A 23,547-nucleotide genomic window follows, 5' to 3' on the forward strand; every position below is an offset into this window, starting at 1 on the left:
GCGCATGGCGCCCGAAGGCCTGGCGGCAGCCTATGCCGAATGCGAGCGCATCGTGCGCGATGGCGACGCGGATCGGGCCGTTTCCGTGGGCTTCGCCCCGCCCGAAAGGCAAAAGCACCTGTTCGCGCTCTACGCGTTCCACATCGAAACTTTGCGCGTGCGGGACCTCGTCTCCCAACCTCTGCCCGGCGAAATTCGCCTTCAGTGGTGGCGCGACCGGCTGACCAGCGCCGACGATATCGAAGAAGCCGCGCAGGGCTCGCCCGTCGCCCTCGCTCTGATCTCGACGGTTCGCGCCTTCGACCTGCCCGTGGACGCGTTCGATCGCTATCTCGAAGCGAGGCTCTTCGACCTCTACAACGACCCCATGCCCTCGCGCACCGAGTTCGAAGCCTATGCCGGCGAGACTTTTTCGGCGTTGATGATGCTCGCGGCCATGGTGCTCGATCGCGCCTCCGCCCCATCGGTGGCCACGGCCGCCGGTCACGTCGGTGTGGGTGAAACCGCCGTGTGGACGCTGCGCCATGAAGCGCAGCATCGCCATCGCAACCAGATCTACGTGCCCGGCGACATGCTCTCGGCTGTCGGCACGACGCCAGCGGAATGGCTGGCGGGCGAGGACAAGGCGCGACTAGTGCGCGAGGCGATGCGGGCCTTGGCGCGTGAGCATACTACGGACGTCTCGACGCGCTGGGCAGAGATTCCACGCAGCCTTCGCCCGGTCTTCCTACCGGCGCTCTTGGCCGCTTCGACCCTGGGCAACGAAACCGAGCCCGTCGGCCCGTTCAAACGTCTTTGGACCTATTGGCGGCTTATGCGCCGCTGATCTAAGCGGAAGTCGATGTCGATGGACCTCTTGCCGACCCATGGTTTTCGAAGCCGATCCTGGCTCGGAGACGCATCGAACGGGGTCGCGCGCTTTCCGCTGACCGCCGCCATGATCGCGGCCTTTTCGGCCTTGGCCAATTTGCAACTCGCGGATCGACTGCCGTTCTCCGACTCGACGCCTTTGCTCGCGGCGTTGGTGAGCGCTGCCGCGGTCTCGCTGGCAGTTTCGATCGCGGCGGAAGCGCGCGGTATCTCCAGTCCGATCCGAGTGCTCCTGGCGCTGGCAATTGCCGGACCGCTCGCTTGGAGCATCTGGGCTGCGGGGGCGCCGCCGATCCGCGTCACTGCACTGGTTTGGGCCGCTTTGGCAGGCGCGGTACTTCTGCCCTTCGTCGGGCGTGGTTCGCCCGAGCGCTTCTGGGCCTTCACGCTCTGGACGGTGGTTGGTGCGGCAGTCGCCTTCGTCGCGGTCGCGCTGTTTCTCCTCGCCGGATATGTGATTCTCTGGATGCTGGAGGCGCTGTTCGGCCTCGATATCGGAGGGAACTGGGATCGCCATGTCTTGGTGACGGGCTTGACGCTGATCGGTCCGCTTTTTGCCCTAGGACGCATCCCGTCGCCATTGGACGAGGCGCTGGTCTTCGACGCCACCGACCGGATGGTGCGCGTGGTCCGTCCGCTGTTCGACTGGGTGCTCGTGCCTCTCGTGCTGGTCGCCGGAGCGATCCTGCATGTCTATCTTCTCCGCGAGGCCGCCGGGCACCGATTGACAACGGCCGAGGTCTGGCCGCCACTGGTCTTCTCGGTGCTGGTCCTGGCCCTGCGTGTCGCGATCGATCCGTTCCGCATCGGGGCGCCGAAGCCGACGATCCTGTTCCTGCGATTTTGGCGCTTGATGCTCGCCCTTCCGACCGTCGCGCTCGGCGCTATCGTCTGGCAGCGCGTCGAGGCTGGGGGCTGGATGCTGGCCTCCTACGGGCTCGCCGCGTGGACTCTCTCATTGGCTCTGGTCCTGGCCTTGGCTGTCTGGCGCCGAGCGGCAGGCGACATTCGTTGGCTGGTAGGCGTGCCGGCCGTCCTTCTACTGCTTACGACCTTCGGTCCCTGGGGCCTGGAGAGCACGGTCGTGCGCAGCCAGCTCGACCGCTTGTCCGAGGCGACAGGCCATCGCGCGGCGGGTCGCGCGCTCGCGCCGGAATACATGGCGAGCTTGCGGGAAGGGATCGTCGACCTTGGCATACTCCGCCGCTTGCGTGACGTTCGAGTCGTCCTACCGCCGGAGGGGGCAGGAGATCCGATCTGGGGGAACGAGACGATTCGCGCTTTCGAAGTCATGCGTGTCGCAGGTCTCGATGCGCCCACCTCACGGGCTGCCGCCGTACCGACCTTCAACAGCTTCCAGCTCTTCGCGGCGAGCCGGAACGGCGAGGGACTTGATCTCGCCGACTTCGATCTCGCCTTGCGAATTCGCTACAGCTCCTTCGAAGCGGGACAAGCGACTGACAAGTCCGATGCTTGGATGGTGGCACTGACGGAAGACGGGCAGCGGCTGTCGATCAGACATGGCAATGTCGTCGATCGTGTAAGGCTCGAGCCGGTGCTCGCTGAGCTTCTGCGTCTCGCGCCAGCCATCGACGGGCCGCCACAGCGCGCCGATCTCACATCCGACGATGGGCGGCGGATTCGCCTGGACGTCGATCAGGCGGGAATCGATACGCGCGCCCGCGTCTTCAACGGGCTCGGCGCCACGATCCTCCTGCGCCGAGCCGAATGGAAAGCTGAGTAGTTACTCCGCCGCTTCCGATAAAGGAGCCTGCGTCGGCATCGGCGCGGGCAGGTCGAGCCATTGCGCAAAGTCCGCCAGCGCTCGTGCGGACAGAGCCATCTTCTTGGCGATGGTCTTTTCCTTGCCGCGCATTCGCTTGCCTTCCTCTCGCGGCACGCTGACCGGCGGGAACAGGCCGAAATTTACGTTCATCGGTTGGAAGGACCGTTTGCCCGGCTCTTCGTCGGTGACGAGGTGGCCGCCCGTGATATGGCCGAGCAGTGCGCCCATGGCCGTGGTCGGCGGCGGCGGTGCCAGCACCTCGCCCCGTGCCTCGGCCGCCGCGAACCGACCTGCGAGAAGGCCGATGGAGGCGGATTCGACATAACCCTCGCAGCCCGTGATCTGGCCGGCGAAGCGCAGACGCGGCAGGCTTTTCAGGCGCAACGCTCCGTCCAGAAGCGTCGGCGAGTTCAGGTAGGTGTTGCGATGCAGGCCGCCGAGCCGCGCGAATTCGGCGTTCTCCAGTCCCGGAATAGTCCGGAAGATGCGGACCTGATCGGCATATTTCAGCTTCGTCTGGAAGCCGACCATATTGTAGAGCGTGCCGAGCGCGTTGTCCTGACGCAGCTGGACCACGGCGTAGGCCTTGACCTCGGGCTGGTGCGCGTTGGTGAGGCCCATCGGTTTCATCGGCCCGTGCCGCAGCGTTTCGACGCCGCGCTCCGCCATGACTTCGATCGGCAGGCAGCCATCGAAATAGGGCGTACCTTCCCATTCCTTGAATTCGGTCTTGGCGCCGGCCATCAGTTCGCCGACGAAGCGCTCATATTGCTCGCGGTCGAGCGGGCAGTTCACATAGTCCTTGCCCGTGCCGCCCGGCCCTACCTTGTCGTAGCGCGACTGGAACCAAGCCTTGCCCATGTCGATCGTGTCGAAATGAACGATCGGCGCGATCGCGTCGAAGAAGGCGAGCGCGTCTGCGCCAGTCTCCTGGCGGATTGCCTTGGCTAAAGCCGGTGCGGTCAGCGGACCGGTCGCGACGATGGTCGGCCCCCATTCTTCCGGCGGCAACCCGTCGATCGCCTCCCGGCGGATTTCCACCAGCGGATGGATCGCGAGCTCGCGGGTAACGGCATCCGCGAAGCCGTCGCGATCAACCGCCAGCGCCCCGCCGGCGGGAACCTGATGCTGGTCGGCGCAGCGCATGATGAGCGAGCCCGCCAGACGCATCTCGGCATGGAGAACGCCCACGGCATTCGTCGTCGCGTCGTCCGACCGAAAGGAGTTGGAGCACACCAGCTCGGCTAAGGCGTCGGTCTTGTGCGCATCGGTCCCGCGCACGCCGCGCATTTCGTGCATCACGACCGGCTGACCAGCTTGCGCGATCTGCCAAGCCGCTTCGGAGCCGGCGAGGCCGCCGCCGATGATATGGATGGGGGTTTTCTGGGTCATAACGTCGATTTACCGCATCCGCGCGCAAATCGGAACGGGGTTCGGGATCCGCTCTGAACGGACTGCCTGCAGTATCGCCGGTCGCGAAACGAAGACACCCGCCGGGGGAGGACCGGCGGGTGTCTGAAGAAAGCCTGCAATGGGAGGAGGAGTCTGCAGGCTTGCCTTTCGCTGAAGCGCCCTGGGAGGAGGAGAAGGAACTCCAGCAAGATAGGAAATTTAGCGAACGGCCTGCCGCGCGATCGAAGGGATGTCGGTGCGCGCGATGCCGAGATCGTTCAGTTCGCGGTGCGAAAGACGGTTCAACTCGTTGCAGGTCTCGCGGTAGCGACGCCAAGACGAGTAGGAGCGCATGATGTTCATCGGGACACCTTCAAAGGATCGTTAAATCGATTTAAGCGGTCGATCTGGTGTCGCCCCGCTTCCTTGGACCAAACATAATGGGCACCGCTGACGTCGGGTAGAAGGTGGGCCGCATGGCAGGTCTGCGATTGGTGCAATGCAGCATGAAACGATTTAGATAGAGATTCGATCGATCTCTGCTGGCCGGCGCGCGGCGGCCGAGCTTGGACTGAACCCAGCTGTCGCAAAGATGTTTAAAAACTTTGACGCGGCTGAAGCCGATGATATAGAGGCGCGCGTCGTAGAGCCGTGGGGTTCGCGGCGACGGGCGGGTGTGGCGAAATTGGTAGACGCACCAGATTTAGGTTCTGGCGCCAAAAGCGTGGGGGTTCGAGTCCCTCCACCCGCACCACGTCTGATCCAGACAAACGAGATTGACGCGCGACGACGGACTTTGGACCGCCGTTGCAGACCATAAAGGGTTGATGATGCAGGTTAAGGAAACCAAGGCCGAAGGCCTGTCGCGCGAGATCGAGATCGTCGTGCCGGCGTCGGACCTTGAGGCACGGCTGCAGACCCGCCTCTTCGAGATCAAGGATCAGGTTAAGATCAAGGGCTTCCGCCCCGGCAAGATCCCGATGGCCCATATGCGCAAGACGTATGGCCGGTCGATCATGGCCGAAATCGTGAACCAGATCATCAACGAGACGCCGCGCACCGTGATCGCGGAGCGCAACGAGCGCTCGGCCATGCGTCCCGAAATCCAGATGACGGAGAACGAGGGCGAGGCGGAGAAGGTTCTGAACGGCCAGAGCGACTTCCGCTTCACCGTCTCCTACGAGACGCTGCCCGCCTTCGAACTCAAGAGCACCGACGCGATCAAGATCGAGCGTCCGGTGGTCGAGATCGCTGAGGACGAAGTCGAGGAGCAGGTGAAGCGCATCGCCGAGAGCGCGCGCACCTTCCAGCCCAAGGAAGGCGCTGCCGAGACCGGCGACCGCGTCACCATGGACTTCCTTGGCAAGATCGACGGCGAAGCCTTCCAGGGCGGCACGGCCACTGACTCGAACCTCGTGCTCGGCTCGGGCCAGTTTATCCCCGGCTTCGAGGATCAGCTGGTCGGCCTGTCCGCCGGCGACGAGAAGAATGTCGAGCTGTCCTTCCCGGAGGATTACGGCGCGGCCCATCTCGCCGGCAAGCAGGCCGTGTTCGAGGTGAAGATCAAGTCCGTCGCCAAGCCGGACGAGATGGAACTGAACGACGAGCTCGCCAAGAAGCTCGGCCTGGAGTCGATCGACCGTCTTCGCGAGATCGTGCGCGGCCAGATCGAGAGCCAGTACGGCCAGGCGACGCGTCAGAAGGTGAAGCGTCAGCTTCTCGATGCGCTGGACGCCGACTACGCCTTCGAGCTGCCGTCGAAGCTCGTCGAGGCCGAGTTCAACAACATCTGGGCGCAGGTGACCCGCGAGCTCGAGCAGAGCGGCAAGACCTTCGAGGAAGAGGACACCACAGAGGAGAAGGCGCGCGACGAGTACAAGAAGCTCGCCGAGCGCCGCGTCCGTCTGGGCCTCGTCCTGTCCGAGATCGGCGAGAAGGCCGGCGTGACGGTGTCCGACGAGGAACTGCAGCGCGCCGTGATCGATCAGGTCCGACAGTATCCTGGTCAGGAGCAGCAGGTCTACGACTACTTCCGCAACACGCCGGAAGCCGTCCAGAGCCTGCGCGCCCCGATCTTCGAGGAAAAGGTCGTCGACCATCTGCTGGCCACGGTCGATGTTACCGACAAGACCGTCTCCAAGGAAGAGCTGATGAAGGAGGAAGAGGACGAGGCGGCTGCCGCCTGATCCTCGGGTTCATCCTCGATTTCGGAGGGCCGGCATGTTTGCCGGCCCTTTTTCGTTTTCAGGGAGCGGTAACCGCTCCCATGGCCATGGTTGCACAGGCGCCCGGCTAAGCCCTATCTAGGGTCAGACGGACGCGAGCCCGATTCGACGCATCGCGGCGGTTCCATAGATCCCTCCATCAACGGACGTTCCCTCACATGAAGCATCCTCTCGAAACCGCGATGAACCTCGTGCCCATGGTGGTGGAGCAGACCAACCGCGGCGAACGCGCCTACGACATCTTCTCGCGCCTCCTGAAGGAGCGGGTGATCTTCATCACCGGGCCGATCGAGGATTCGATGGCCACGCTTGTCTGCGCGCAGCTTCTCTTCCTCGAGGCCGAGAACCCGAAGAAGGAAATCTCGCTCTACATCAACTCGCCGGGCGGCGTGGTGACGTCGGGCATGGCGATCTACGACACGATGCAGTTCATCAAGCCGGCGGTCTCGACGCTCTGCATCGGGCAGGCGGCGTCCATGGGCTCGCTGCTTCTTTGCGCCGGTCACAAGGACATGCGCTTCGCTACGCCCAATGCCCGCATCATGGTGCACCAGCCCTCGGGCGGCTTCTCGGGCCAGGCCTCCGACATCGAGCGCCACGCGCAGGACATCATCAAGCTGAAGCGTCGCCTGAACGAGGTCTATGTCCAGCACACCGGCCAGGATTACGAGACGATCGAGCGCACGCTCGACCGCGACCATTTCATGACCGCCGACGAGGCGCGCGAGTTCGGACTGATCGATAAGGTCTATTCCTCGCGCGACGCGCTGGAAGTCAGCACCACCAACTGATCCCTGCCGCGATCTTGATGTTGCCATCGCCGGTTTCTACCTAGGAAAGGTGGAAGCCGGCGTTGTCGTTAAGCGTCGATCAAGGATGATCCGGCTACCGTGTGATGACGGATCTGCGACGAAGCCTTCTGCCGGTCGGATTGAACGATTGCTTTATGAGCGTTGCAGCATAGGATGACGAAAAAAGGGTCTGACGACCCATCTCCGGACCTCAAAGTCCGAGGTGCGGAACGGAAGGAAGAACGATGAGCAAAGTGAGCGGCGGCGATTCCAAGAACACGCTCTATTGCTCTTTCTGCGGAAAGAGCCAGCACGAAGTCCGCAAGCTGATCGCCGGGCCCACGGTCTTCATCTGCGACGAGTGCGTCGAACTGTGCATGGACATCATCCGGGAGGAAAACAAATCCTCCATGGTGAAGTCGCGCGAGGGCGTGCCCACCCCGCAGGAGATCATCGCGGTTCTCGATGATTATGTGATCGGACAGTCCTTCGCCAAGAAGGTTCTCTCGGTCGCGGTGCACAACCACTACAAGCGCCTGGCGCACGCGCAGAAGAACAACGACGTCGAACTGGCGAAGTCCAACATCCTCTTGATGGGCCCGACCGGCTGCGGCAAGACTCTGCTCGCCCAGACGCTGGCGCGCATTCTCGATGTGCCCTTCACCATGGCGGATGCCACGACGCTGACCGAAGCCGGTTATGTCGGCGAAGATGTCGAAAACATCATCCTGAAGCTGCTCCAGTCGGCCGACTACAATGTCGAACGCGCTCAGCGCGGCATCGTCTACATCGACGAGATCGACAAGATCAGCCGCAAGTCGGACAATCCCTCGATCACCCGCGACGTGTCGGGCGAGGGCGTCCAGCAGGCTCTCTTGAAGATCATGGAAGGGACGGTCGCGTCCGTTCCGCCGCAAGGTGGCCGCAAGCATCCCCAGCAGGAGTTCCTGCAGGTCGATACGGCGAACATCCTCTTCATCTGCGGTGGCGCTTTCGCAGGCCTCGACAAGATCATCTCGGATCGCGGCCGCAAGACCTCGATCGGCTTTGCCGCCACGGTCGAGTCGCCGGAAGATCGCCGCACGGGCGAGCTGTTCCGCCGCGTCGAGCCTGAGGATCTCCTCAAGTTCGGTCTGATCCCGGAATTCGTCGGCCGTCTGCCGGTTCTGGCGACGTTGGAAGATCTGGACGAGCCAGCCCTGGTGCAGATTCTGGTCGAGCCGAAGAACGCCCTGGTCAAGCAGTATCAGCGTCTGTTCGAGATGGAGAATGTCGAGCTGACGTTCCATGAGGATGCGCTGAAGGCAATTGCCCGCAAGGCGATCGAGCGCAAGACCGGCGCTCGCGGCCTACGCTCGATCATGGAATCCATGCTGCTGGACACGATGTTCGACCTGCCGACGCTGGAGGGCGTTCGCGAGGTGGTGATCTCGGAAGAGGTGATCGACGGCAACGCGCGGCCCCTCTACATCTACTCGGACCGTAAGGACGAGAAGGAAACGGCCAGTGCCTGATCGGTCCAACGGCCCGAAGCTTTAAACGAGATGGCCCGTTCCGGCAGAGTGCTGGAACGGGCCATTGGTTTTTTCAGGGGTTCGTGCGCGTTTTGAAACCGCTTCGTTCACGCCTTGGCGACGCACCATCGGCTTGAATGGACGGGACCAAGTCGCCACATTGCTATTCGATGACGGCCTTCGCCTCGGTGCCTGATTGGGCCGGCGTGGAAGGGCCACTAGCGGCTTCGCCGCAGAAAGGAATTTCATGTCCAATTCGACATCCGACCGCGGTCTCGGCGATCTCTCGGGGCAGACCTATCCGGTTCTGCCGCTCCGCGACATCGTCGTGTTCCCGCACATGATCGTGCCGCTGTTCGTCGGCCGCGAGAAGTCGATCAAGGCGCTGGAAGAGGTCATGGGCTCCGACAAGCAGATCCTGCTTGCGACCCAGAAGAATGCGGGCGACGAGGATCCGGCGCCGGACGCCATCTATGATCTCGGCACGCTCGCCAACGTCCTTCAGCTTCTGAAGCTGCCCGACGGGACCGTGAAGGTTCTGGTGGAGGGCATCTCGCGCGCTTCGATCACAGGCTTCACGGACCGCACCGAGTGGCACGAGGCTCACGCCGAGGTGGTGGACGAGGTCGAGGACGATCAGGTCGAAATCGAGGCTCTGGCCCGGTCGGTGATCTCGGAGTTCGAGAACTACGTCAAGCTGAACAAGAAAATCTCGCCGGAGGTGGTCGGCACCGCCGGGCAGATCGACGACTATTCCAAGCTGGCCGACACGGTGGCCTCCCATCTTGCGATCAAGATTCCCGAGAAGCAGGAAATGCTCGGCATCGTGAGCGTCCGCGAGCGTCTGGAACGCGCGCTGGGCTTCATGGAAGCGGAGATTTCCGTTCTCCAGGTTGAAAAGCGCATCCGCTCGCGCGTCAAGCGCCAGATGGAGAAGACGCAGCGCGAGTACTATCTGAACGAGCAGATGAAGGCGATCCAGAAGGAGCTCGGCGACGGTGAGGAAGGCCGTGACGAACTTGCCGAGATTGAGGAGCGCATCAAGAAGACCAAGCTCTCCAAGGAAGGCAAGGAGAAGGCCTCCGCCGAGCTGAAGAAGCTGCGGCAGATGAGCCCCATGTCGGCCGAGGCGACAGTGGTGCGTAACTATCTCGACTGGCTGCTCGGCCTGCCCTGGGGCAAATCGTCCAAGATCAGGATCGACCTGAAGCGCGCCGAGCAGATCCTGGACGAGGAGCACTACGGGCTCGATAAGGTGAAGGAGCGCATCGTCGAGTATCTCGCGGTGCAGGCGCGTCAGCCCAAGATCAAGGGCCCGATCCTGTGCCTCGTTGGCCCTCCGGGTGTCGGCAAGACCTCGCTCGCCAAGTCCATCGCTCGCGCGACGGGCCGCGAATATGTCCGCATGGCTCTTGGCGGCGTGCGGGACGAGGCCGAGATTCGCGGTCACCGGCGCACTTATATCGGCTCCATGCCGGGCAAGGTGATCCAGTCGCTCAAGAAGGCGAAGCGCAACAACCCGCTCTTCCTTCTCGATGAGATCGACAAGATGGGCCAGGACTTCCGAGGCGATCCGTCTTCGGCCATGCTGGAGGTGCTCGATCCCGAGCAGAACGCGACCTTCATGGACCACTATCTGGAGGTCGAATACGATCTATCGTCCACGATGTTCGTCACCACCGCGAACACGCTGAACATCCCCGGCCCGCTGATGGACCGCATGGAGATCATTCGGATCGCCGGCTACACCGAGGATGAGAAGGTCGAGATCGCCAAGCGGCATCTTCTGCCGAAGGCCATCCGCGACCATGCGTTGCAGGCCAGCGAGTTTTCCGTGGCGGAAGACGCGCTACGCGAGATCGCTCGGCGCTATACCCGGGAAGCCGGCGTGCGCTCCTACGAGCGCGAGCTGTCGAAGCTTGCACGTAAGGCGGTCACGCAGATCGTGCGAGGCGACGTTAAGTCGGTGGCCGTCACGGCTGCGAATCTCGCGGACTATCTCGGCGTGCAGCGCTACCGCTATGGCGAGGCCGAGCTGTCGGATCAGGTCGGCGTGGTGACGGGGCTGGCCTGGACCGAGGTCGGCGGCGAGTTGCTGACGATCGAAGGCGTCATGATGCCCGGAAAGGGCAAGATGACGGTGACCGGCAACCTGAAGGACGTGATGAAGGAGTCGATCTCGGCGGCAGCGTCTTACGTCCGATCGCGCGCGATAGAGTTCGGCATCGAGCCGCCGCTCTTCGACAGGCGGGACATCCACGTTCACGTTCCGGAAGGGGCGACACCGAAGGACGGTCCGTCAGCCGGTACAGCCATGGCAACCGCGATCGTGTCGGTCATGACCGGCATCCCAGTGCGTCGGGATATCGCCATGACGGGCGAGGTCACGCTGCGCGGACGGGTGCTTCCGATCGGCGGCTTAAAGGAGAAGCTGCTCGCCGCCCTGCGCGGTGGTATCAAGACGGTTCTGATCCCGGAGGAGAATGCGAAGGATCTCGCGGAAATCCCCGACAATGTGAAGAACAATCTCGAGATCATTCCGGTCTCGCACATGAACGAGGTCCTCGCCAACGCGCTGATCCGGAAGCCCGAGGCGATCGAATGGACCGAGGCGGACAACCCCGTGCCTGTCCGTGATTCGGGAGACGAAGCCACCTCCGCCATCGCTCATTGATCCGATTCCGCTTCGAAAAACGAAAAATGCCGCCCCATCGGGCGGCATTTTGCTTGCAAAAGCCTTGTTTCCCGGGCTTTTGGTCCATCTCACCTTGAAGCTGGCCGGTCTTTTCAGCATCGTAGCCGCTGGAGTCGGTAAGACCAAACGTTTGGAGATTTGGCATGAATAAGAATGAGCTCGTATCCGTCGTCGCGGAAAAGGCTGGCTTGTCCAAGCAGGACGCAACGACGGCCGTCGACGCGGTGTTCGACGCGCTTCAGGGTGCCATGGCGAAGGGCGACGACGTCCGTCTCGTTGGTTTCGGGACGTTCTCCGTGTCGCATCGCGCCGCATCCAAGGGCCGCAACCCGTCGACCGGCGCTGAGGTCGATATTCCGGCTCGCAACGTGGCACGCTTCACGCCTGGCAAGGGCCTGAAGGATGCGGTCAACGCTGGCTGATTTAAGCCGTAGATTTGTTCAAGAGAATGGTCGGCACCTTGGTGCCGGCCTTTTTTGTCTCGGGATGACGGCCGCGCATATCGGAGATGGGGGGCTTCCAACCATGAGACCAACCGATCTCGGCCCGACAGGTGACAAAGGCGATCGCTAGCAGCGGAAACGTAAATGGCAGGCGTCGATAGACTGCTCATTTGTTTCATGAGCGAGATCGGGCTGCGGAGGGCGTCTTTGTCGGCGAACCTTGTTCGCATTCACTCCATGGCAACCTTTCCGGTCAGGAAAAGTCATTCCCTACTGCCTAGTCTAGTTAGGAATGTCGGGGAATGGTGGGCGATGACAGGCTCGAACTGCCGACATCCTCGGTGTAAACGAGGCGCTCTACCAACTGAGCTAATCGCCCGACGCGCATCGGATAGGCGCTCGGGCACCAAAATGCAAGCGGGAGAGCGATTCGGCGGCGCCGTGCGCGATCAGGCGGCAATTTCGACTGGTAGAGGCGGTCGATTCGTCATCCAAAGCTCGCGATTCTGTCTTGCGGACGCCATGAAACGAGGGACGCAGCCGGTAAGTCATTGAATTTCTGTAGGCTGAAAAAGGGACGTTGACACCGTCAGCGGCACGCCTTAAACGACCCCTCATGCCGCTGACGGAAACGACAGCGGCACGGAGCGCGGGTGTAGCTCAGTCGGTTAGAGTGCCGGCCTGTCACGCCGGAGGTCGCGGGTTCGAGCCCCGTCACTCGCGCCATCCTAACTCAGCTACCGTATGGTGGCTTTCTATAGATCGCTTTTGGGTGATCGTTTGCGCGGGTGTAGCTCAGTCGGTTAGAGTGCCGGCCTGTCACGCCGGAGGTCGCGGGTTCGAGCCCCGTCACTCGCGCCATCTTCTCGCTTTAACTCTTCTATCGCAAAGCCCAATATCGAGCTGTCCGCATCTGATGCGGCTCTTTTGCCGCACTGCGGCCGAGCTTGCGCGAAGTGTTTTGCAGCGACGAAAGGCTCCTTGCTTCTACTTTGGGAAGGGTCTAATTCTCGCCCCGATTTGGCGAGGCGGGATAGCTTCTAGGTTTCGCGGTAAGGGGTGCGGCGACGCCGACCTTGGCCGGAAACTACATGAAGCGTCAGACCGTTGCCCGATCGCGACCCGTTCGCGGTATGGAGAGTTAGGCTTGTGAACGAGCTCCTTGGTTCTTATCTCCCGATCGTCATCTTCGTGGGTGTCGCCCTGCTGATCGGCCTGGCGCTTCTCGTCTCGCCGTTTCTCCTGGCTTTCAAGGCGCCCGACGACGAGAAGCTTTCGGCTTATGAGTGCGGCTTCGACGCGTTCGATGATTCCCGTATGAAGTTCGACGTTCGATTCTATCTCGTATCGATCCTGTTCATCATCTTCGATCTCGAAGTCGCCTTCCTGTTCCCTTGGGCCGCGTCGTTCCATGAACTGGGTTGGGCCGGACTGTGGTCGATGATGGTGTTCCTGGGTGTTCTGACCGTCGGCTTCGTCTACGAATGGAAAAAAGGTGCGTTGGAATGGGATTGACCCCCGCTTCCTCTTCGCTGGCGTCTCGCTCGGATTTGCAGGTCGCCCCGGCGGCCGACCCTTTCGTTACCGACGTCAACAATGAATTGGCCGACAAGGGCTTCATCGTCACGTCGACCGAGGATTTGATCCAGTGGGCCCGCACGGGTTCGCTGATGTGGATGACCTTCGGTCTCGCCTGCTGTGCGGTCGAGATGATGCAGATGTCGATGCCGCGCTACGACGGCGAGCGCTTCGGCTTCGCGCCGCGAGCTTCGCCGCGCCAGTCCGACCTGATGATCGTCGCCGGCACGTTGACCAACAAGATGGCGCCCGCGCTCCGCAAGGTCTACGACCAGATGCCGGAGCCGCGCTACGTCATCTCCATGGGCTCCTGTGCCAACGGTGGCGGCTACTACCACTATTCCTATTCGGTGGTTCGTGGCTGCGACCGCGTCGTTCCGGTCGACATCTATGTGCCGGGCTGCCCGCCGACGGCCGAAGCACTGCTCTACGGCATGTTGCTGCTTCAGAAGAAAATCCGCCGCCTAGGGACCATCGAGCGCTGATATGAGCATGAGCGAGCTTTCGGATTTCCTGGGCGAGACGTTTGGCGGCAAGATCGTCGAGACCAAGCAGGCCTATGGCGAACTCACGATCGAGGTTCGGCCGAGCGACATCGTCGAGGTCACGACTTTCCTGCGCGACAACTCGCAGTGCCAGTTCAAATGTTTCGTCGATCTCTGCGGGGTGGACTACCCCAATCGCATCGAGCGGTTCGAGGTCGTCTATCATTTCCTGTCGCCCTACCTGAACCATCGCATCCGCGTGAAGGTCTCGACCCACGAGGACAACCCGGTTCCATCGATCACGGACGTCTTCCCCGGTGCCGACTGGTTCGAGCGGGAAGCTTACGATCTGTATGGCATCTTGTTCACGGGCCATCCCGATCTGCGTCGCATCCTCACCGACTATGGTTTCGAGGGGCATCCGCTTCGCAAGGATTTCCCCCTGACCGGCTTCGTCGAGGTCCACTACGACGAAGAGTTGAAGCAGGTCGTCTACGAACCCGTGCAGCTTCGCCAGGAGTTCCGTAATTTCGACTTTCTCTCGCCCTGGGAGGGGACGGATTACGTCCTGCCGGGCGACGAGAAGGCCAAGGCGAACTGAAGGCGATGACGGGCGAAGGCATGAGATCCGGTGGCTGTCTGTGTGGCGCCGTGCGTTTTCTCGCGCGGCCGGCAAGGCCGGAAATGGATGTGTGCCACTGCGGTTTCTGCCGTCGTTGGAGCGGCGGCACGTTCATGGCCGTTCCCTGCGAGGGCGACTTCGAGTTGACGCAAAGTGCCACGCTCGGCATCTATCGATCGTCTGCCTATGGCGAGCGCCTGTTCTGCAAGACCTGTGGATCGAGCCTCGCCTGGCGAATGCAAGACGGCTCCATGCACGCCGTTTCGTTCCAGGCCTTCGACGATCAGGAGGGCTTCCACTTCGCGGAGGAAATCTTCGTGGACGAGAAGCCAACTCACTATGCCTTCGCCAATGACACCCGCAAGTTGACCGGCGCCGATGTCATGGCGCAATTCGCTAACGAACAAGGGGCCTGACCGTGGCCGAGATCGACGTCCGGAACTTCAATATCAATTTCGGTCCGCAGCATCCGGCGGCCCACGGCGTTCTGCGTCTGGTTCTCGAGCTGGACGGCGAGAATGTCGAGCGCGTCGATCCGCATATCGGCCTTTTGCATCGCGGCACCGAGAAGCTGATCGAGCAGAAGACCTACCTGCAGGCGATCCCCTATTTCGACCGGCTCGACTATGTCGCGCCGATGAACCAGGAACATGCGTTCTGCCTCGCGGTGGAGCGGCTGGCCGACGTGGACGTGCCGATCAAGGCGCAGCTGATCCGCGTTCTCTACTGCGAAATCGGGCGCATCCTTTCGCATCTTCTCAACGTCACCACGCAGGCCATGGACGTCGGCGCGCTGACGCCGCCGCTTTGGGGCTTCGAGGAACGTGAGAAGCTCATGGTCTTCTATGAGCGGGCAAGCGGTGCGCGGCTGCATGCCGCTTACTTCCGACCGGGCGGCGTGCATCAGGATCTCGATGCGCGTCTGGTGGACGATATCGGTGCCTGGTGCGATCCGTTCCTGAAGGCGCTCGCCGATATCGATGAGCTTCTGACCGAGAACCGCATCTTCAAGCAGCGCAATGTCGATATCGGCGTCGTGTCACTGGAGGACGCTTTCGCCCTAGGCTTCTCCGGCGTTATGGTGCGCGGTTCGGGCGCGGCCTGGGATCTTCGAAAGTCGCAGCCCTACGAGTGCTACGACCAGATGAAGTTCGACATTCCGATCGGCAAGAATGGCGACTGCTACGACCGCTACCTCATCCGCATGGAAGAGATGCGCCAGTCCACCGCCATCATGAAACAGTGCATTGAGCGCCTCGCCGGCAAGGACCGTGCTGGTCCTGTGTCCTCGACCGAGGGCAAGGTCGTGCCGCCTAAGCGCGCAGCAATGAAGCGCTCGATGGAAGCGCTCATCCATCATTTCAAGCTGTACACCGAAGGCTTCCACGTCCCGGAAGGCGAGGTCTACGCTGCGGTCGAGGCGCCGAAGGGCGAGTTCGGCGTTTATCTGGTGGCGGACGGGACCAACAAGCCCTATCGCTGCAAGATCAAGGCCCCGGGCTTCGCGCATCTTCAGGCGCTGGATTTCCTGTGCCGCAATCATATGCTGGCCGACGTGTCCGCGATCCTGGGGTCCTGCGACATCGTGTTCGGCGAGGTCGATCGCTGACCTGACCGGCGAGGTCTTCAGGGCCTCGCCGGCCGACCGTCCGCCTAGAAACTGCTGGTGCTCGCGGTCTCGTGAAGTCGCTGGTCTTTTATGCATTCTATGTTAGAACGCGCCGCAACATACGCATGTTGGAACCGTTCTGAAGTCGAGGTCCAATGTCTGTCCGACGCCTTGCGGAAGATGCCGTTCAACCCCAGAGCTTTGCCTTCTCGGATCAAAACGAGCGGTGGGCCGTCACGTTGATCGCTCGCTATCCCGAGGGGCGCCAGCAGTCGGCGGTTATTCCGCTGCTCATGCGTGCGCAGGAGCAGGACGGCTGGGTAACGAAAGCGGCGATCGAGTATGTCGCCGATCGTCTGAGCATGCCGATGATCCGCGTCCTCGAGGTCGCGACCTTCTACACGCAGTTCCAACTGAAGCCCGTCGGCACGCGCGCCCATGTTCAGGTCTGCGGCACGACGCCCTGCATGCTGCGCGGCGCTGAAGATCTGAAGGCGGCCTGCCGCAAGCACATTCATCCCGAGCCGTTTCACCTCAACGAGACAGGCACCCTGTCCTGGGAAGAGGTGGAGTGCCTGGGCGCATGCGTCAATGCGCCAATGGTCATGATCTTCAAGGACACCTACGAGGACCTGACGCCGGAGCGGCTGGGCGAGATCATCGCCGCGTTCGATGCCGGCGAGGGCGAGAGCGTCCGCAAGGGGCCGCAGGTGGATCGTCACCTGTCCGTGCCGATCGGTGGTCTTACCACGCTGACGGCCTTCAACGATGAAGACGGGCCAGAAGAGGCGCGCTCGCGCGATCAGGCTGCGACCTCGACTTCGGGTGGCGAAACGTCGACCCCGCCTTCGCAGGCAGGTCGCGTCGAAACCAGCGCGCCGGAAACCGATCCGACGATCCAGGCGCCGGGCAAAGCTTCTGCTGCCGACTCACGTTCCGCGAAGGAGGAGTCGACCAGCGTTGATCCGTCCGATGGCGCCGGACACGCCGGTGCCGGTAAGACCGGTGGGACCACGCAAGGCCCGACCGGCCAGAACGAGCGCGACAAGGCTGAGTTCGGGTCCGCTTCGGGCTCGACCGATGGCAAGCCGCGCAGCGACGGGCCGCTGAAGGACAAGGGTGCTGCGGCCGAAGATTCCGTGGTTCGTGACGAGCAGCGCGTTCCGGGCGAGTCGCCGGTGAAGGTGACGTCTAGCTCCGACCTGTCGAATCGTGAATCCAGCGCCAGTGGCCAGCTCGAAGGCGAGCGCAAGAACACGTCCGACACGGTTGGAACTCCGGCCAGCGAGGCCGGCGCATCCGGAAGCGAGAACCGCAGCGTGCCAGGCGCTGACGAGACGAAGCGCTGAGAGGCGGGGAGGCGACTATGCTGCAGGATCAGGATCGCATCTTCACCAACATCTACGGTCTTCGGGACAAGAGCCTGAAGGGCGCGATGCGTCGCGGTCATTTCGACGGGACGGCCGAAATCATCGGCAAGGGCCGCGACTGGATCATCAACGAGATGAAGGCCTCGGGCCTGCGCGGCCGCGGCGGCGCTGGCTTCCCGACAGGTCTGAAGTGGTCCTTCATGCCGAAGGAGGCCGGCGTGCGGCCGCATTATCTCGTGGTCAATGCAGACGAGTCCGAGCCCGGCACCTGCAAGGATCGCGAGATCCTGCGCAACGATCCGTTCACGCTGATCGAGGGTTGCATCATCGCCAGTTTCGCGATGGGCGCGCATGCGGCGTACATCTACGTTCGCGGCGAATATGTGCGCGAGCGCGAGGCGCTGCAGCGCGCAATTGACGAATGCTACGACGCCGGCCTACTCGGCCGCGACAACAAGTGTGGCTGGGATATGGACGTCTTCGTCCATCACGGCGCCGGCGCCTATATCTGCGGTGAGGAAACCGCGCTGCTGGAGAGCCTTGAGGGCAAGAAGGGCCAGCCGCGGCTGAAGCCGCCTTTCCCGGCCAATATGGGTCTCTACGGATGCCCCACGACGGTGAACAACGTCGAGTCGATCGCCGTCGCGCCGACCATTCTGCGTCGTGGCGGAGCATGGTTTGCAGGCTTCGGCCGCCCGAACAACACCGGCACCAAGCTCTTCTCGATCTCTGGTCACGTAAACCGCCCCTGCACGGTCGAAGAGACGATGGGCATCTCGTTCCGCGAGTTGATCGACCGCCATTGCGGCGGTGTGCGCGGCGGGTACGACAATCTTCTGGCCGTGATTCCGGGCGGCTCATCCTGCCCGCTCGTGCCGGGCGAGCAGATGGTCGACGCGATCATGGACTTCGACGGCATGCGCGAGGTGAAGTCCTCGTTCGGTACGGCGGCCGTGATCGTCATGGACAAGTCGACCGACATCGTCCGGGCCATCGCGCGACTTGCCTATTTCTACAAGCATGAGAGCTGCGGACAGTGCACGCCCTGCCGCGAAGGCACGGGCTGGATGTGGCGCGTCATGGAGCGCATGGTGGTGGGCAACGCGCAGAAGCGCGACATCGACATGCTGCTCGACGTGACGAAGCAGGTCGAAGGTCACACGATCTGCGCGCTTGGTGATGCTGCGGCTTGGCCGATCCAAGGTCTCATTCGACATTTCCGCGCCGAGATCGAGCGCCGGATCGACGAATTCTCGCGCAATGCCGATAAGGACCGTCCCGCCATCCTTCAGGCGGCAGAGTAATCGGGCGACGCGGAACGGGGCAGGGCGATGGCTCTGCCGGTCAGGCGCACCGGAACTGAGAAAAGCAGATGGCAAAGATCAAAGTCGACGGCAACGAGATCGAGGTTCCCGACCACTACACGCTGCTACAGGCAGCGGAGGAGGCTGGTGCCGAAATTCCGCGCTTCTGCTTTCACGAGCGGCTTTCGGTCGCTGGTAATTGCCGCATGTGCTTGGTCGAGGTGAAGGGCGGTCCGCCGAAGCCTGCGGCGTCCTGCGCCATGGGCGTGCGCGATCTGCGCCCCGGTCCGAACGGTGAGGCACCTGAAATCTTCACCAACACGCCGATGGTGAAGAAGGCGCGCGAAGGGGTGATGGAGTTTCTCCTCATCAACCATCCGCTGGATTGCCCGATCTGCGACCAGGGCGGCGAGTGCGACCTGCAAGACCAGGCCATGGCCTTCGGCGTCGATTCCTCGCGTTACAAAGAAAACAAGCGCGCTGTCGAAGACAAATATATCGGCCCGCTCGTGAAGACGATTATGACGCGCTGCATTCACTGCACGCGCTGCGTTCGCTTCACCACGGAAGTCGCCGGCATTTCCGAGCTCGGTCTGATTGGCCGTGGCGAAGATGCCGAGATCACGACCTATCTCGAACAGGCGATGACGTCCGAGATGCAGGGCAACGTGATTGACCTCTGCCCGGTCGGCGCCCTGACCTCTCGTCCCTATGCATTCCAAGCTCGCCCGTGGGAGCTGACCAAGACCGAGACGATCGACGTCATGGATGCGGTCGGCTCTTCGATCCGCGTCGACACACGCGGCCGCGAGGTCATGCGCATTCTGCCGCGCACGAACGAGCTCGTGAACGAGGAATGGATTTCCGACAAGACCCGCTTCGTCTGGGATGGCCTTCGCACGCAACGCCTGGACCGGCCCTATGTGCGCCGTGACGGCCGCCTCCAGCCGACGACCTGGGCGGAAGCCTTCGACGTGATCAAGTCGAAGATCGCTGCCAGCAGCGCGAACCGCATCGGGGCCATTGCCGGCGATCTCGCCAATCTCGAAGAGATGTGGGCGCTCAAGCGCCTGATGGGCGAGCTCGGTTCCACCAATATCGACTGTCGCCAGGACGGATCGAAGATCGACCCGGCCGATGGCCGTGCCTCCTATCTCTTCAACACGACGATTGCCGGCATTGAGAACGCGGATGCGCTTCTCATCATCGGTGCCAATCCGCGGTTCGAAGCACCGGTTCTCAACGCGCGCATTCGCAAGCGCTGGCGCCGTGGCGGTTTCCCGATTGGTCTGATCGGGGAAAATGTCGACCTGCGATATGCCGTGACGCATCTCGGCGCTGGACCTCAGACGCTGGGCGAGATCGAAACGGCGAACCGCGACTTCTACGAGGCGTTGAGCAAGGCCGAGCGGCCGATGATCATCGTCGGGCAGGGGCCTCTGTCGGGCGAGAACGGTCTCGACGTTCTGAACTCGATCGCGGCGCTCGCTCGCGAAATCGGGGCCGTGACGGACGGATGGAACGGCTTCAACGTTCTCCACACGGCTGCGTCGCGCGTCGGCGGTTTGGACATCGGGTTCGTGCCTACGGCAGGCGGTGCTTCGGCGCGTGAGATGGCCAATGGCGGCGTCGATGTCCTCTTCAACCTTGGTGCCGATGAGATCGACATCGCGGCTGGGCCCTTCGTTGTCTATATCGGCACGCATGGCGACAAGGGCGCGCATCGCGCCGACGTCATCCTGCCGGGGGCGGCCTATACGGAGAAGGCCGGCATCTACGTGAACACCGAAGGGCGGGTCCAGTCCAGTGGTCGTGCCGCATTCCCGCCGGGCGACGCCAAGGAGGACTGGGCCATCTTCCGCGCATTGTCTGCGGTGCTCGGTAAGGCTCTGCCCTTCGACTCACTTCTGCAACTGAGGACTGACCTTGTTGCCGCCGTCCCTCATCTGGCGCAGGGCGAGCTGGTGGAAGCCGATCGCAACGCGATCACTGTTCTGGCTGATCGCGCTGGCGCGTTGAGCGGCGAGACCTTCCGCTCGCGTATCGGTGACTTCTACCTGACCAATCCCATTGCCCGGGCCTCCAAAGTGATGGCCGAGTGCTCGCGTCTGGCGCGCGGCGAACAGCTCCAGGCTGCCGAGTAAGGAAGACCAAAACACATGGACCTTTTCTCGTCCTATATCTGGCCAGCGCTGGTCATCCTCGGACAGAGCCTTCTGTTCCTGGTCGTGCTGCTCGTACTGATCGCCTATATCCTTCTGGCTGATCGCAAGATCTGGGCGGCGGTGCAGATGCGTCGCGGTCCGAACGTCGTCGGTCCCTTCGGCCTCTTCCAGTCTTTCGCCGATCTGCTGAAGTTCGTGCTGAAGGAACCGGTCATTCCGGCCTCCTCCGACAAGGTGGTGTTCCTCGTCGCGCCTTTGGTCGCGGTCGTGTTGGCACTCGCCACTTTCGCGGTGGTGCCGATCGCCGACGGTTGGGTGATTGCCGACATCAATCTCGGCATTCTCTACATTTTCGCGATATCGTCGCTCGAGGTCTACGGCGTCATCATGGGCGGCTGGGCGTCGAATTCGAAATACGCCTTTCTCGGCGCGCTTCGCTCGGCAGCGCAGATGGTCTCCTACGAAGTCTCGATCGGTTTCGTTATCGTCACCGTGCTGCTCTGCGTCGGCTCGCTGAACCTCACCGACATCGTCGTTGCGCAGTCCGATGGCCTCGGCACTATGCTCGGCTTGCCTGCCAGTTTCCTCGACTGGCACTGGCTTTCGCTCTTCCCGATGTTCGTGATCTTCTTTATCTCGGCCCTGGCCGAGACGAACCGGCCGCCCTTCGATCTACCGGAGGCGGAATCCGAGCTGGTCGCGGGTTTCATGGTCGAGTATGGCTCGACTCCTTACATGATGTTCATGCTCGGCGAGTATGCCGCGATCACCCTGATGTGCTCGCTGATGACCATCCTGTTCCTCGGCGGCTGGCTGCCCCCGTTCGGCTTTGCGCCCTTTACCTGGGTGCCTGGGGTGATCTGGTTCCTGATCAAAGTCACCTTCTGCTTCTTCCTCTTCGCCATGGTGAAGGCCTTCGTGCCCCGCTATCGCTACGACCAGCTGATGCGTCTGGGCTGGAAGGTCTTCCTTCCGATCTCGCTCGCCATGGTCGTGATCGTCGCCTTCGTTCTCCAGCTTACGGGCTGGGGCAACGCCTGATCGGAGAGGCGGTTCGGCCGCCTTTCTTCCTCTTCGCATTCCCCGACGCATGGGCGCGAAGGCCGACCTGACATTCACTCCGGATTTCGGAGGCAAGGTAAAAGATGAGCGCTCTGACGCAGTCCATTCGATCGCTGTTTCTTCTGGAGTTCTTGGCAGCGTTCCGCCTCTCCATGCGCTACTTCTTTGCGCCAAAATCGACCCTGAACTATCCGTTCGAAAAGGGTCCGGTCAGCCCGCGCTTTCGCGGCGAGCATGCCTTGCGCCGCTATCCCAACGGCCAAGAGCGCTGCATCGCGTGCAAGCTCTGCGAGGCGATCTGCCCGGCGCAGGCGATCACTATCGAAGCCGGTCCGCGCCGGAACGATGGTACGCGCCGCACCGTGCGCTACGACATCGACATGGTGAAGTGCATCTACTGCGGCTTCTGCCAGGAAGCTTGCCCGGTCGACGCGATCGTCGAGGGGCCGAATTTCGAGTTCTCGACGGAAACACGCGAAGAGCTCTACTACGACAAGGAAAAGCTGCTTGCGAACGGCGACCGTTGGGAGCGCGAGCTTGCGCGCAACATTGCGCTCGACGCACCGTACCGTTAAGCCTCTGGCGGTCACCTCCGGGGGCCGCGGCTGAGATTAGGGCAAGCCGCGCGGCCTTTGTCGCGCGCTTCTTGCGAGTGAACCGTACCTTTTGGGGGAGCCCGCCACGATGGGGCTGCAGACGTTCTTCTTCTATGTTTTCGCGATCGTCAGCGTCGGTTCGGCGCTGATGGTGGTCGTGTCGCGCAATCCGGTCCATTCGGTCCTGTTCCTAATCCTGACCTTTGTGGCGGCGGCGGGCCTGTTCCTGCTGACGGGAGCCGAGTTCCTCGCGCTGATTCTGATCGTTGTCTATGTCGGCGCCGTGGCGATCCTCTTCCTCTTCGTCGTAATGATGCTGGATCTCGATTTCGGTCGCATCAAGCAAGGCGCGCTGAAATACGCGCCGGTCGGCGCGATCATCGGTTTCGTGCTGCTGGCCCAGCTGATCATCGCCCTGTCGGGCGGCTACTACCAGCCGGCGCCGACGTCGGCGACCGTTCTGCCCATGCCCCCGCTCGAAACGATGTCGAACATCGAGGCGATCGGGCAGGTGCTCTATACCCGCTACGTCTTCTTCTTCCAGATGGCGGGTCTCATCCTATTCGTCGCCATGGTGGGTGCCATCGTCCTGACGCTGCGCCATAAGCCGGGCCTGAAGCGGCAGTCGATCCCCGAGCAGGTTCGTCGCAACCCGGCGACTTCGATCGAGGTCGTTCAGGTCGAGACCGGTCGCGGACTCTGAGCGGAACCCAAGGAACAGCAATATGGCCGTTGGTCTCGGACACTACCTTACGGTTGCCGCCATTCTCTTCGTGATCGGCGTCTTCGGTATCTTCATGAACCGCAAGAACATCATCACGATCCTGATGTCGGTCGAACTCATCCTGCTCGCCGTCAACCTGAACCTCGTGGCGTTCTCAGCCTTCCTAAACGACTTGGCGGGGCAGATCTTCGCCCTGTTCATTCTGACCGTCGCCGCCGCCGAAGCCGCGATCGGACTTGCAATTCTGGTCGTCTTCTTCCGCAACCGCGGGTCGATCGCGGTCGACGACGTCAACACGATGAAAGGCTGAAGGCGA

The 23,547-nt window shown here is 62.3% G+C and carries 21 protein-coding genes and 4 tRNA genes; 22 read left to right on the forward strand and 3 right to left on the reverse strand.

What is annotated here, in order from left to right:
* Positions 1-4 precede the first annotated feature (4 nt).
* Positions 5-826: a phytoene/squalene synthase family protein gene (locus tag AUL32_RS14860; protein ID WP_062116344.1), complete on the forward strand. Its 822-nt coding sequence runs from the start codon at positions 5-7 to the stop codon at positions 824-826.
* A gap of 111 nt (positions 827-937) precedes the next feature.
* Complete coding sequence (locus AUL32_RS14865) at positions 938-2,614, forward strand: DUF4153 domain-containing protein (RefSeq protein WP_192847470.1); 1,677 nt, start codon at positions 938-940, stop codon at positions 2,612-2,614.
* Here AUL32_RS14865 and trmFO read toward each other — a convergent pair whose 3' ends face one another.
* Positions 2,615-4,048, reverse strand: a complete 1,434-nt coding sequence (trmFO, locus tag AUL32_RS14870; protein WP_062116350.1) for a methylenetetrahydrofolate--tRNA-(uracil(54)-C(5))-methyltransferase (FADH(2)-oxidizing) TrmFO — start codon at positions 4,046-4,048, stop codon at positions 2,615-2,617.
* A gap of 219 nt (positions 4,049-4,267) precedes the next feature.
* Complete coding sequence (locus AUL32_RS24575; RefSeq protein ID WP_082639382.1) at positions 4,268-4,411, reverse strand: DUF1127 domain-containing protein; 144 nt, start codon at positions 4,409-4,411, stop codon at positions 4,268-4,270.
* Positions 4,412-4,718: 307 nt separating this feature from the next.
* Here AUL32_RS24575 and AUL32_RS14875 point away from each other — a divergent pair.
* The 6 genes from AUL32_RS14875 (at position 4,719) to AUL32_RS14900 (ending at position 11,695) form a co-directional block, all read left to right on the forward strand.
* A tRNA-Leu gene (locus AUL32_RS14875) sits at positions 4,719-4,802 on the forward strand.
* A gap of 76 nt (positions 4,803-4,878) precedes the next feature.
* Complete coding sequence (gene tig, locus AUL32_RS14880; protein WP_061977808.1) at positions 4,879-6,234, forward strand: trigger factor; 1,356 nt, start codon at positions 4,879-4,881, stop codon at positions 6,232-6,234.
* 197 nt (positions 6,235-6,431) lie between these two features.
* Positions 6,432-7,064: an ATP-dependent Clp protease proteolytic subunit gene (locus AUL32_RS14885; RefSeq protein WP_061976205.1), complete on the forward strand. Its 633-nt coding sequence runs from the start codon at positions 6,432-6,434 to the stop codon at positions 7,062-7,064.
* A gap of 245 nt (positions 7,065-7,309) precedes the next feature.
* Entirely contained in the window at positions 7,310-8,578 is a 1,269-nt protein-coding gene (gene clpX / locus AUL32_RS14890; RefSeq protein ID WP_061976204.1) for an ATP-dependent Clp protease ATP-binding subunit ClpX, read from the forward strand.
* Between the two features lie 247 nt (positions 8,579-8,825).
* Positions 8,826-11,252: an endopeptidase La gene (gene lon / locus AUL32_RS14895; RefSeq protein ID WP_062116353.1), complete on the forward strand. Its 2,427-nt coding sequence runs from the start codon at positions 8,826-8,828 to the stop codon at positions 11,250-11,252.
* A gap of 164 nt (positions 11,253-11,416) precedes the next feature.
* Positions 11,417-11,695: an HU family DNA-binding protein gene (locus tag AUL32_RS14900; RefSeq protein WP_061976202.1), complete on the forward strand. Its 279-nt coding sequence runs from the start codon at positions 11,417-11,419 to the stop codon at positions 11,693-11,695.
* 324 nt (positions 11,696-12,019) lie between these two features.
* On the opposite strand, the gene AUL32_RS14905 is transcribed toward AUL32_RS14900, so the two are convergent.
* Positions 12,020-12,095 (reverse strand) — tRNA-Val (locus AUL32_RS14905).
* 270 nt (positions 12,096-12,365) lie between these two features.
* On the opposite strand from AUL32_RS14905, the gene AUL32_RS14910 reads away from it, so the two are divergent.
* The 14 genes from AUL32_RS14910 (at position 12,366) to nuoK (ending at position 23,541) form a co-directional block, all read left to right on the forward strand.
* Positions 12,366-12,442 (forward strand) — tRNA-Asp (locus tag AUL32_RS14910).
* 58 nt (positions 12,443-12,500) lie between these two features.
* Positions 12,501-12,577, forward strand: a tRNA-Asp gene (locus tag AUL32_RS14915).
* 288 nt (positions 12,578-12,865) lie between these two features.
* Positions 12,866-13,231, forward strand: coding sequence for an NADH-quinone oxidoreductase subunit A (locus AUL32_RS14920; RefSeq protein ID WP_019995320.1), 366 nt, complete (start codon positions 12,866-12,868; stop codon positions 13,229-13,231).
* Positions 13,222-13,779 carry a NuoB/complex I 20 kDa subunit family protein gene (locus AUL32_RS14925; RefSeq protein WP_062116355.1) on the forward strand — a complete coding sequence of 186 codons (558 nt, stop codon included), beginning with the start codon at positions 13,222-13,224 and terminating at the stop codon, positions 13,777-13,779. The genes AUL32_RS14920 and AUL32_RS14925 overlap by 10 nt, the downstream gene beginning before the upstream one ends.
* A gap of 1 nt (position 13,780) precedes the next feature.
* Positions 13,781-14,380, forward strand: coding sequence for an NADH-quinone oxidoreductase subunit C (locus AUL32_RS14930; RefSeq protein ID WP_062116357.1), 600 nt, complete (start codon positions 13,781-13,783; stop codon positions 14,378-14,380).
* A 5-nt stretch (positions 14,381-14,385) separates the two neighbouring features.
* Positions 14,386-14,817, forward strand: coding sequence for a GFA family protein (locus AUL32_RS14935; protein WP_062116361.1), 432 nt, complete (start codon positions 14,386-14,388; stop codon positions 14,815-14,817).
* A gap of 2 nt (positions 14,818-14,819) precedes the next feature.
* Positions 14,820-16,010, forward strand: coding sequence for an NADH-quinone oxidoreductase subunit D (locus tag AUL32_RS14940; protein ID WP_062116364.1), 1,191 nt, complete (start codon positions 14,820-14,822; stop codon positions 16,008-16,010).
* A gap of 155 nt (positions 16,011-16,165) precedes the next feature.
* A complete protein-coding gene (gene nuoE, locus AUL32_RS26525) occupies positions 16,166-17,359 on the forward strand; it encodes an NADH-quinone oxidoreductase subunit NuoE (protein ID WP_062116365.1) in 1,194 nt (397 codons plus the stop codon).
* A 17-nt stretch (positions 17,360-17,376) separates the two neighbouring features.
* Complete coding sequence (nuoF, locus tag AUL32_RS14950; RefSeq protein WP_062116368.1) at positions 17,377-18,684, forward strand: NADH-quinone oxidoreductase subunit NuoF; 1,308 nt, start codon at positions 17,377-17,379, stop codon at positions 18,682-18,684.
* 68 nt (positions 18,685-18,752) lie between these two features.
* Positions 18,753-20,828 (forward strand): NADH-quinone oxidoreductase subunit NuoG, encoded by a 2,076-nt coding sequence (nuoG, locus tag AUL32_RS14955; RefSeq protein WP_062116371.1) that lies wholly within the window; start codon positions 18,753-18,755, stop codon positions 20,826-20,828.
* Positions 20,829-20,843: 15 nt separating this feature from the next.
* Positions 20,844-21,890, forward strand: a complete 1,047-nt coding sequence (gene nuoH / locus AUL32_RS14960) for an NADH-quinone oxidoreductase subunit NuoH (RefSeq protein ID WP_061976194.1) — start codon at positions 20,844-20,846, stop codon at positions 21,888-21,890.
* Positions 21,891-21,994: 104 nt separating this feature from the next.
* Entirely contained in the window at positions 21,995-22,486 is a 492-nt protein-coding gene (gene nuoI, locus AUL32_RS14965; RefSeq protein ID WP_061976193.1) for an NADH-quinone oxidoreductase subunit NuoI, read from the forward strand.
* A 109-nt stretch (positions 22,487-22,595) separates the two neighbouring features.
* Positions 22,596-23,210 (forward strand): NADH-quinone oxidoreductase subunit J, encoded by a 615-nt coding sequence (locus AUL32_RS14970; protein ID WP_062116374.1) that lies wholly within the window; start codon positions 22,596-22,598, stop codon positions 23,208-23,210.
* Between the two features lie 22 nt (positions 23,211-23,232).
* Positions 23,233-23,541, forward strand: a complete 309-nt coding sequence (nuoK, locus tag AUL32_RS14975; protein WP_061976191.1) for an NADH-quinone oxidoreductase subunit NuoK — start codon at positions 23,233-23,235, stop codon at positions 23,539-23,541.
* Positions 23,542-23,547 lie beyond the last annotated feature (6 nt).

The organism is Aureimonas sp. AU40 (genome assembly GCF_001463785.1).
Lineage (GTDB): Bacteria > Pseudomonadota > Alphaproteobacteria > Rhizobiales > Rhizobiaceae > Aureimonas.

Excerpts from the sequence above, each read along its gene's own strand:
- AUL32_RS14860 (WP_062116344.1), top strand. The coding sequence starts at position 5 with ATGGCGCCCGAAGGCCTGGCGGCAGCCTATGCCGAATGCGAGCGCATC.
- AUL32_RS14865 (WP_192847470.1), top strand. The coding sequence starts at position 938 with ATGATCGCGGCCTTTTCGGCCTTGGCCAATTTGCAACTCGCGGATCGA.
- trmFO (WP_062116350.1), bottom strand. The coding sequence starts at position 4,048 with ATGACCCAGAAAACCCCCATCCATATCATCGGCGGCGGCCTCGCCGGC.
- AUL32_RS24575 (WP_082639382.1), bottom strand. The coding sequence starts at position 4,411 with ATGAACATCATGCGCTCCTACTCGTCTTGGCGTCGCTACCGCGAGACC.
- tig (WP_061977808.1), top strand. The coding sequence starts at position 4,879 with ATGCAGGTTAAGGAAACCAAGGCCGAAGGCCTGTCGCGCGAGATCGAG.
- AUL32_RS14885 (WP_061976205.1), top strand. The coding sequence starts at position 6,432 with ATGAAGCATCCTCTCGAAACCGCGATGAACCTCGTGCCCATGGTGGTG.
- clpX (WP_061976204.1), top strand. The coding sequence starts at position 7,310 with ATGAGCAAAGTGAGCGGCGGCGATTCCAAGAACACGCTCTATTGCTCT.
- lon (WP_062116353.1), top strand. The coding sequence starts at position 8,826 with ATGTCCAATTCGACATCCGACCGCGGTCTCGGCGATCTCTCGGGGCAG.
- AUL32_RS14900 (WP_061976202.1), top strand. The coding sequence starts at position 11,417 with ATGAATAAGAATGAGCTCGTATCCGTCGTCGCGGAAAAGGCTGGCTTG.
- AUL32_RS14925 (WP_062116355.1), top strand. The coding sequence starts at position 13,222 with ATGGGATTGACCCCCGCTTCCTCTTCGCTGGCGTCTCGCTCGGATTTG.
- AUL32_RS14930 (WP_062116357.1), top strand. The coding sequence starts at position 13,781 with ATGAGCATGAGCGAGCTTTCGGATTTCCTGGGCGAGACGTTTGGCGGC.
- AUL32_RS14935 (WP_062116361.1), top strand. The coding sequence starts at position 14,386 with ATGACGGGCGAAGGCATGAGATCCGGTGGCTGTCTGTGTGGCGCCGTG.
- nuoE (WP_062116365.1), top strand. The coding sequence starts at position 16,166 with ATGTCTGTCCGACGCCTTGCGGAAGATGCCGTTCAACCCCAGAGCTTT.
- nuoF (WP_062116368.1), top strand. The coding sequence starts at position 17,377 with ATGCTGCAGGATCAGGATCGCATCTTCACCAACATCTACGGTCTTCGG.
- nuoG (WP_062116371.1), top strand. The coding sequence starts at position 18,753 with ATGGCAAAGATCAAAGTCGACGGCAACGAGATCGAGGTTCCCGACCAC.
- nuoH (WP_061976194.1), top strand. The coding sequence starts at position 20,844 with ATGGACCTTTTCTCGTCCTATATCTGGCCAGCGCTGGTCATCCTCGGA.
- nuoI (WP_061976193.1), top strand. The coding sequence starts at position 21,995 with ATGAGCGCTCTGACGCAGTCCATTCGATCGCTGTTTCTTCTGGAGTTC.
- AUL32_RS14970 (WP_062116374.1), top strand. The coding sequence starts at position 22,596 with ATGGGGCTGCAGACGTTCTTCTTCTATGTTTTCGCGATCGTCAGCGTC.
- nuoK (WP_061976191.1), top strand. The coding sequence starts at position 23,233 with ATGGCCGTTGGTCTCGGACACTACCTTACGGTTGCCGCCATTCTCTTC.